This window comes from Caballeronia glathei (assembly GCF_000698595.1).
GTDB classification, from domain to species: domain Bacteria; phylum Pseudomonadota; class Gammaproteobacteria; order Burkholderiales; family Burkholderiaceae; genus Caballeronia; species Caballeronia glathei.
In genome coordinates, this window is record NZ_JFHC01000149.1 from 1 (window position 1) to 6,167 (window position 6,167).

At 67.1% G+C, this 6,167-nt stretch carries 4 protein-coding genes; 2 read left to right on the forward strand and 2 right to left on the reverse strand.

Translation table 11 applies throughout. The features are described 5' to 3' along the window. Positions 1 to 351 precede the first annotated feature (351 nt). On the reverse strand, positions 352 to 1,836 hold the full coding sequence (locus BG61_RS37405; RefSeq protein WP_035937694.1) for an MFS transporter: 1,485 nt from the start codon (positions 1,834 to 1,836) through the stop codon (positions 352 to 354). Between the two features lie 174 nt (positions 1,837 to 2,010). Here BG61_RS37405 and BG61_RS37410 point away from each other — a divergent pair, with 174 nt between their 5' ends. After that, a complete protein-coding gene (locus BG61_RS37410; protein ID WP_035937696.1) occupies positions 2,011 to 3,273 on the forward strand; it encodes a TIGR03862 family flavoprotein in 1,263 nt (420 codons plus the stop codon). Between the two features lies 1 nt (position 3,274). Here BG61_RS37410 and BG61_RS37415 read toward each other — a convergent pair whose 3' ends face one another. Next, positions 3,275 to 4,462, reverse strand: a complete 1,188-nt coding sequence (locus BG61_RS37415) for a methyltransferase (protein ID WP_035937697.1) — start codon at positions 4,460 to 4,462, stop codon at positions 3,275 to 3,277. Positions 4,463 to 4,680: 218 nt separating this feature from the next. Here BG61_RS37415 and BG61_RS37420 point away from each other — a divergent pair, with 218 nt between their 5' ends. Continuing rightward, complete coding sequence (locus BG61_RS37420) at positions 4,681 to 5,976, forward strand: SGNH/GDSL hydrolase family protein (RefSeq protein WP_035937699.1); 1,296 nt, start codon at positions 4,681 to 4,683, stop codon at positions 5,974 to 5,976. Positions 5,977 to 6,167: the final 191 nt, after the last annotated feature.

The window sequence follows — 6,167 nt, forward strand, 5'->3', positions numbered from 1 at the left end:
GGGATATCGAGGGATTGGGTGTACATGACGATCGCTCGCTCAAGGGAAGTCGCTGTTCGGCGATTATAAACCGACCGGACGGTCGGTTTATAATTTTTTTTGAGACGTGGAACAGATGAATTCTCCTCTTCGCGGAGCGAGTTGGCAGAGGATGAGTGGAATTTTGCGGGGGCGGGTTCTGACGGGCTGAAGAGGACACGCGTTCACAAAAAAGGCCGCTCCCCGCGACGGGAAGCGGCCTTTCCATTCTGGCGGGCAGCAACGCGAAATATGGGTGTCAGACCGGCTCGACCGCCCGGAGCCAGGCGAAAATCAGATCAGGACAGCCCGCAGCGAATCGAAGCGCCGAAATTACTTGCCCGCAGGCGCAGGCGCAAAATCCTCCGCATCGACGTCATATCCGGACGGCTCCCAGCGAATCGCGAGCAGAGCGATCAGACCCGCCAGCGGCGCCACTGCGATGATCCAGAACACTTTAGTGCCGAGCGCCGCCGACAGCACCGGAAACAGGAAGAGCGAAACCGTCGAACTCGAGCGCATGAGCGTCTGATTGAAGCCGACACCGACGCCCCTGAGCGACGTCGGATAGCTCAGCGACGCAAACGTCATGCTGTGCGAGCCCGGACCGAAGCCCTGGCCGAGCAGAAACGCCGCGAGAAGCGCGATCGCGGTGACGACTGCCGTGCCGTCGGTCGGCCGTCCGACGATCGCGAGTCCGACGAGCGCGGCCAGCTGGAACATATAGCCGACGACCGTCAGCTTCCACGCCCCGATCTTCGGAACGGTGCGCACCGCGATCAATCCTCCGACGAAAGCGAAGCAAAGATTGAGCGCGAGCGACGCGAGGATCGTGGTGAGCATCGACTGCTTCAGGAAGCTCGAAATGATGACCGGCAGCCCGAACGCCACCGCGTTGTAGGCGAACGAGGACGCAATCGCGATCACCGTCGCGAGCACCGTGCGCCGCAGGTACACGCCGCGCAGGAGCGCGCCGTAGTTGCTCCACGCGGCCTTGCGCGCGGCGGGTTTCGCGGATGCGGTCTGCGCGGCCGGATCGACGCGCGTCTCGAGTCCGTAGGAACGCTTGAGGATCGCCGCCGCTCCGGCCAGATCGCCCTGATTGGCGGCCCAGACCGGCGACTCGCTGATATAACGGCTGCGAATCGCGATGATCACGAGCGCCGGCACCGCGCCGAAGCCGAGAATCAGGCGCCACAGCCAGCCCGAATGGCTCTCGGGCAGCACCGCGTAGAGCCCGAGCACGAGCAGATACGACACGCTGATCGCCGCGTACCAGGTCGGGCACCACATCGCGATGCTGGCGGCCTTGTTGCCGCGGCCCTTGAGCCGCGAGAATTCAGCCAGAAACGCCATCGCGACCGGCAGATCGATGCCGACGCCCAGTCCCATCACGAAGCGCGCACCGCCGAGCACCCACGCGTTCGGCGCGAGCGCGCAGGCGATCGCCGCGAACACGAAGAAGAACATGTCGGCCATGAAGACGCGATAGCGGCCGATCTTGTCGGTGAGATAGCCGCCGAAGAGCGCGCCGATGATCGCGCCGAACGTGATCGCCGATGCGACGAAGCCCGTGCCCGTCGGCGTGAGCGAGAATTCGCGGGCGATGTCCTTGACGCCGAAGGCGAGGGCGCCGAGATCGTAGGCATCGAGGAACACGCCGCCAAGGGCGATCGCGATGACCACGCGGGCGTCGCTCCCGACGGCGGCGCCGCGGTTGACGAGGTCCGATACGTCGGCGGCGCTGCGGATAGGGAGTTCGGATTCGGGCGGGGCGACGGGCGCGTGGACGCGCTCAGGCGCGAGGGCTGCTGACATGGGCTTGACCGGTAGAAATTACGAAAGTTGTTGAGGCAACGATCGCGCGATGCTACTGGCGCGGCGGTCGCGGGCCAAATTCATTTTTGTTATTTAATGACTTACGACGCGGCTGTCGCAGTCCGCGGTTCGGCGGATGCGACAATACCGTCTTGTTTTCTGACGCCCGACGCAATGCCGCAACTCTCTGAACACCAAACTGCTGCTGTCGCCGTGATCGGCGGCGGGCCGGCCGGGCTGATGGCGGCGGAAGCGCTCGCGGCGGGCGGCGTGCGCGTGGACGTGTACGACGCGATGCCGTCTGTCGGCCGCAAGTTTCTGATGGCCGGCAAGGGCGGCATGAACCTGACGCACGCCGAGCCGTCGGAGCGGTTTCTCGCGCGCTACGGCGCGCGCGCCGCGCAGATCGCGCCGCTGCTGCACCGTTTCGATGCCGCGGCGCTGCGGCGCTGGGTGCACGAGCTGGGCATCGAAACGTTCGTCGGCAGTTCCGGCCGCGTGTTTCCTTCAGACATGAAAGCCGCGCCGCTCCTGCGCGCGTGGCTCCACCGGCTGCGCGAAGCCGGCGTGCGGCTCCACATGCGGCACCGCTGGACGGGATGGAGCGCCGGCGCGCCGTCCACCCTGCGCTTCACCACGCCTGAAGGCGAAAAGGAGATTCGCGCCGATGCCGTGATCCTCGCCCTGGGCGGCGCGAGCTGGCCGCGGCTCGGCTCGGACGGCGCCTGGGTGCCCAAACTGGAGGCGCATGGCGCGCGCGTGCTGCCGCTCGAACCGTCGAATTGCGGCTTCGACATCGACTGGAGCGCGCATTTCAGCGGCCGTTTCGCGGGCGAGCCGCTGAAGTCGGTGGCGATCGGGCTGCAGAACGGCGACGGTTCCGTCGACTGGCGCCCGGGTGAGTGCCTCGTGACCGGGACCGGAATCGAAGGCAGCCTGGTCTACGCGCTGTCGGCGCGGATTCGCGAGCGCCTGAAGCCTGGCGGCGGCTCCGGCACCACGATCCTGCTCGACCTCGCGCCGGGCCTTTCGCCCGAGCGGGTTCTCGAAGAAGTCGCGCATCCACGCGGCGCGCGCTCGATGTCGAGTCATCTGCAAAGCCGGCTGCATCTTGCCGGCGTGAAGGCAGGTTTGCTGCGCGAATGCGTGAGCAAGGAAGATTTCGCCGTTCCGGAAACGCTCGCGGGACACATCAAGGCGTTGCCGCTGCGCGTCTTGCGTCCCCGGCCGATTGCCGAAGTCATCAGCAGCGCGGGCGGCGTCGCGTTCGAATCGCTCGACGCGCATCTGATGCTCACCGCGCTTCCCGGCGTGTTCTGCGCAGGCGAGATGCTGGACTGGGAAGCGCCCACCGGCGGCTATCTGCTGAGCGCGTGTTTCGCGAGCGGGCTGGTCGCAGGCGAGGGGGCGCTCGCCTATCTGGCGGCGCGCGGCTGAATCAGCGCGCGACCAGCCGCCACAACGAAGTCACTTCCTTCGAGCGCGCCGCGTAGAGCGCATCGGTCTTGTCGGCGGCGCGCGGGTGCTGCGGCTTCACGTCGAGCTTCCCGTCGACCTTCAGCCCCGCCGCGTCGATCCATTCCTGCAACTGAGCGCGCGTGCGCAGGCCGAGATGCTCGGCGAAATCAGACAGGATCAGCCAGCCTTCGCCGCCCGGCGTCAGATGCGCGGCAAGGCCGTTGAGAAAGCCGCGCAGCATGCGGCTTTCCGGATCGTAGATCGCGTGCTCGATCGCGGAGTTCGGACGTGCCGGCAGCCAGGGTGGATTGCACACGACGAGCGGCGCGCGTCCGTCGGGGAAAAGATCGGCTTCGATCACCTCGACCTGTTTCCCGAGCGCGAGCCGCGCAATGTTCTCGCGCGCGCAGGCGAGCGCGCGCGCATCAATGTCCGTCGCGACGACCCGCTCGACGCCGCGCTGCGCCAGCAGCGCCGCGAGCACGCCGGTGCCGGTGCCGATGTCGAAGGCAAGCTGCGTCGACGGCAGCGGCTGGTTCGCGACGAGCTGGATGTACTCGCCGCGCACCGGCGAAAAAACCCCGTAGTAAGGATGAATGCGCGCACCGAGCGCCGGGATTTCGACGCCCTTTTTGCGCCACTCGTGCGCGCCGATCAGGCCGAGCACCTCGCGCAGCGACACGACCGCGGACCCGTCCGGTGCGCCGTACGCTTCCTCGCAGGCATCCCGCACGACCGGCGCGCGGCGCAGCGGAATCGCGTATTGCTCGTCGAGCGGAAGCAGGATCATCGCGAGCGTGCGGGCGCGCTGGGACTGCGCGAGCCGGTGCAGATTGAAGACATCGACGGGCGACGGCGCGGGCGCGTCGGCGTGCTTTGCCGCCTTCTTCGCCTTGCGCGGCTTGTTGTCGATGCGCCGCGCGATCGCCTGCAGCAACTGGCGCGCGTTCTGGAAATCGCCGCGCCAGAGGATCGCGGTACCCTCGCAGGCCAGGCGGTAGGCGGAATCGGCGGTCATCTGGTCGTCGCCGGGCACGACGCGCTTCGGCGGCGGATTGCCGCTTTCCGAGCGCCAGTGCGCCGAGCGGCTCTCGCCGTCTTCCTCCCAGTGGATGAGCGGCGGGGTGCTGCCGGACAAGGCGGCGCTGGCGGGATTCTTCGAATGCATGCGTATTGATACCGGAACGAGGTTGGGCCGACTGGCGATTCGGCTACATTCTGAGGCTTTTCCGCCGGGCCGCCGAATTTCGGACGAAAGCGCGCGTGAGCGAGGTCGCAGGATTCGAGGCGGACGGCGCTCCGCCCGCGGCTGTCCACACGACGCGCCGCGCGGCCCCGCGGCGATCAGGCACAATCGACCTCTTTCGCTTTTCTACCCGCCACCGAATGAAGCTCAGAATCTTTGCCGCCGCCTGTCTGGTGGCGCTGGCCGTCCAGCTGCATCCCGCATCGAGCGCAATCGCTGCCGATGCCGCCGTTGCCACCGATGCTCCCGCCGGCGAGCACTGGGTCAGCGCCTGGGGAACGTCGTTGCAGTCGATCCCGCAACTCGCGAATCTGCCGCCGCTGTACCGCGCGCCCGAAGTCGGCGGCCGGACGGTCAGACAGTTGATCTACCCGCATCTCGACGGCAAGCGCATCCGCCTTCGCCTGAGCAACCTGTACGGGACGAATCCGCTCGTCGTCGAGGCGATGCATGTCGCGCGTGCCGCCGGCAGCGGGGCGGCGACGCACCCCGGAACCGACCGGCCCGTGCTGTTCGCCGGGCGGCACGGCGTCACGATCGCGCCCGGGGGCCAGATCGACAGCGATCCCGTCGCCTTCGATGTCGCCGCGCAGCAGCCGCTCGCGGTCAGCCTCTATATAGGTAAGGATCAGAAGCTCGTCGCGTGGCACCGGGTGGCGAACCAGGTCAACTACGTGTCGACGCCGGGCAACCGCGCCGACGACACTTCGCCCGCCGCGTTCCGCAGCAAATTCACCCAATATGCGTGGCTGACCAACGTGTCCGTCGACGATCCGCATGCGCAGGCCGTCGTCGCGATCGGCGATTCGATCACCGACGGCCTGCGCTCGACCCTCAACGCGAACCGCCGCTGGCCGGACGCGCTCGCGCGGCGGCTCGCGCAGAAGGGCGGACCGGAGACCGCGGTGGTGAATGCGGGCATCAGCGGCAACCGTCTGCTGAGCAACTCGCCGTGCTACGGCGAAGCGCTGGTGAGCCGGTTCGAGCGCGACGTGCTGCGTCAGCCGGGGGTGCGCTCGGTGATCGTGCTGATCGGGATCAACGACATCAATTTCGCCGCGATGCCTGCGCGCGCCGGGCTGGACTGCGACACCCCGCACACGCAGGTGAACGCCGACGCGCTGATCCGCGGCTATCAGCGCCTGATCGCGCAGGCGCACCAGCGCGGCATCCGCATCTACGGCGCGACGCTGACGCCCGCTTCGCTGCCGCCGGAGCGCGAGGCGATCCGCACGGCGGTCAACGAGTCGATCCGCGCGAGCCGGGCCTTCGACGGCGTGATCGACTTCGACCGCGCGCTGCGCGATCCGGCGCGCCCGGATACGCTGCAGCGCCGGTATGACAGCGGCGATCACATCCACCCGAGCGATGCCGGTTATTCCGCGATGGCGGACGCCATTCCCGCCGATCTGATTGCGTCGCGGCAGGGGCGTTGAGCGCGCGCCAAAAATATTTGGGCCACGCCCTTGTCATTGGCGCGTGGTTCGCCTACTATTCGTCTCCTCGTTTCAGGACGAGGGCCGCAAAAGAAACAGGTGGTCTCCGAAGTCGGTAAGTTTGGAAGCGAAAGCGAAAAAACTTGTTGACGGGGAGAAAAAGATTCTTCATAATCTCGTTTCTCTGCTGC